General features: G+C 37.3%; 4 protein-coding genes. All 4 read left to right on the forward strand.

Going from position 1 to position 2,740, the window contains the following annotated elements; genetic code table 11:
• On the forward strand, positions 1-724 hold a 724-nt coding region (locus JMX98_RS13660), incomplete at its 5' end, for an RHS repeat-associated core domain-containing protein (RefSeq protein WP_227680188.1).
• Positions 725-779: 55 nt separating this feature from the next.
• Complete coding sequence (locus tag JMX98_RS13665; protein WP_201587363.1) at positions 780-1,325, forward strand: hypothetical protein; 546 nt, start codon at positions 780-782, stop codon at positions 1,323-1,325.
• Positions 1,326-1,387: 62 nt separating this feature from the next.
• Positions 1,388-2,470, forward strand: coding sequence for an RHS repeat domain-containing protein (locus JMX98_RS13670; RefSeq protein ID WP_201587364.1), 1,083 nt, complete (start codon positions 1,388-1,390; stop codon positions 2,468-2,470).
• A 30-nt stretch (positions 2,471-2,500) separates the two neighbouring features.
• Positions 2,501-2,740 (forward strand): hypothetical protein (locus JMX98_RS13675; protein WP_201587365.1); only part of this gene is annotated, 240 nt, incomplete at its 3' end.

The raw sequence follows: 2,740 nt of genomic DNA on the forward strand, positions 1-2,740 counted from the left end.
ACAGCCTATTAGGTTTCAAGGTCAGCACTTTGATGAGGAAACGGGATTGAGCTATAACCGTTTTCGCTACTATGATCCTGATATGGGGATGTTTACTACAAGAGATCCGATTCAGTTACAGGGCGGACTCAATGTCTTTCAGTATGCGCCTAATCCTACAGGTTGGGTGGATCCTTTAGGGTTGCTAACTCTACAGAATGCAAGAACCAGTTTAGTTAAACGAAGGGTTTCACGAGAAGGTTTTGGGGGTTTAGCGCATTCTGATGAGCAAGTATTTAGAGAATGGCATAGGCTAGAAATGTTAGAGTTAGCTAGGCCTAGAAACTGGACAACTGCTCTACCTAGATGCCCTGCGAAATTAAGGAACTGTACTGGATCTAATTGGGAAGAACCTGGAGCAGCTAATTCGGAGCATCCAGGCGGTGTAACAGAAGTACGATCGATAAGTATCAATGGTTCTTCTAATCAATGTGTTTATGACGGTGATGGAAATATCATGACAACCATCCCCGCTGCTGGTACAGCTGATCGTGAAAGTTGTAGTGTTGTAGGCCTTTGTGGTCTTCATGGTCTTCATGATCTTAGACCTTGGCAGTTTGCAAAACGATTAGACAATCAAATATTTGAAGATACTGGACAAAGGACTTCAGAGTTTAGGCAAATGTATTATGAGGCTAGACCAATTTTAGTTGAAGGTATGAATGGAAGTGGAGGATCGTGGTAGGACTACTACATAGTACAATAAAAGTAATAATGTCACTCAATTTATAAGGGTGTTTATGTTAAAAAATATGATGATTTTGACGGTTTTGTACTTAGCTTTGTCACCAGTGTTTATAGACACAGAGTATGCATTAAGTGAAAGAGTAAAAAAAGATCAGTCTTATATCTATTTTGATGTATGGGTATGGCCTTGGGATGATTTTAAGTATTATATGCTTTTTTCTAAGTTTAAATACACTATACATGAAGATAGTTTCAGGTTTGTAATACAAGACTACGGTAAGAATGTAAGATCGTTTAAGATACTAAATATGAGTAGTAGCATCGATAGTCATACTTACGCTATTAAAAATTTTTCAAATGATAATGTTGTACTAGATAAATCTAATGGCAATGGTAATGGAGGTGATGCTGGTGTAGCTGCCTATGATTTCATAATGCCTGAAATACCTAAGAACAAATTTGATGTTAGGGTTAACGGTATTATAACTTATGATAATGGTGAGCAGGAAAAAGTATCGGTTATTGTTCCTAATACTATACATAGAAAGAAGGATACAAAGCTTTTCTTCAAATATCAGATAGAAAAGTTGAGCTTTTAAACTATATTTTTTTACTTTTGCCACACATTAGAAAGTAAAAATTAATTTGAAACAAGACAGTTATGACAAGTTTGACGTTCTCTTTGACTGCAGTAAAGTTTCTAAAGTTTACAAGCCTTACAACATATAACGCCAATAACGAGCTTGAGAAAAGCTTGCGTACTCAGTACCAAGGCAATCAGATCATTAAAACTCAAACTATCTATCACTACGATGCCTTTGGACGGCGTATTGCCAAACAGAGTGAAGTACGTCAACTAAGCAATCATCAAGGACAACTGACTCAAAATAGTAAGACCCAGTATAAGCACACCCATATGCTCTGGGATAGTGATCTGCCTATTCAAGAATACTCAGATACGCACGTCTATACCACCATCTACGATCAAGGCAGCTTTGTCCCTATTGCTAGATTGATGTGGCTACGTGATGATCTACCAAAAGTGGCTAATGATGATCTAGAAAGTTTAGATGATGAAAATAACGCAATACAGGTCTATCACTACCATAATGATCAACTCGGTACACCGAATGAGCTGACTAATGAGAAGGGCGAGGTAGTTTGGTTGGCTGACTATCAGGCATGGGGCAATACTGCAAAAGTGGTATGGCAAGAGGAGCAATTTGATCAAATACAAGTATCAAGCAGTGAGCTACAGCCTATCAGATTCCAAGGTCAACACTTTGATGAAGAGACAGGATTGCACTATAACCGTTTTCGCTACTATGATCCTGATATGGGAATGTTTACTACAAGAGATCCGATAGGGCTGATGGGTGGTGATAATGTGTTCCAGTATGCACCGAATCCGATAGGTTGGGTTGATCCGTTGGGGTTAAGAGGTGGCCTTAGCCGTGGCAGTATAAGTAAGGCGGAAGGAATGAACCAGGCAAGAGTCATGAACGGTGATGGCCCTTTGTGTAATATTCTGGGTATAGGATGTAATGATGATCACTTCAAATGTACCAGTGCAACTTATCCAAAAAAAGATGGTACTAAAGCTACTGTAGATTATGAAAGTGTTAAACCCGCAGCGATACCTACAGGTGTATTGTGGCCACCAACACCTTCATACGTGGAAGCTCAAGGTGGAAAATGTGATAAAACGAAGGTGAGGGAAGGTAGTGGATATATAATAAAATAATAGTTATATTTTTTTGATTAATGAGGGATTATGTTTAAGAAAGTTACGATATTTTTAATTATTTTTGGTTTTACTCATGGATGTTTTATGTCTTATTTAAGAAATAAAGATAAGACGGAAGATGTATATGAAATTCTAAAGAGTAATAAAAATTACTCTTTATTATCCATTAATGAGATTTTAAAAGAAAAAGGTGTTACTGCAGCAAAAGAATATGTGAATAATGATAAGACACATACTGTAGAAGATTATAAAGAGTTTATTGAGGAT

The organism is Psychrobacter sp. HII-4 (assembly GCF_904846595.1).
Lineage (GTDB): Bacteria > Pseudomonadota > Gammaproteobacteria > Pseudomonadales > Moraxellaceae > Psychrobacter > Psychrobacter celer.

Bases quoted from the DNA above. Each gene is read 5' to 3' on its own strand.
- JMX98_RS13670 (WP_201587364.1), top strand. From the start codon at position 1,388: ATGACAAGTTTGACGTTCTCTTTGACTGCAGTAAAGTTTCTAAAGTTT.
- JMX98_RS13665 (WP_201587363.1), top strand. From the start codon at position 780: ATGTTAAAAAATATGATGATTTTGACGGTTTTGTACTTAGCTTTGTCA.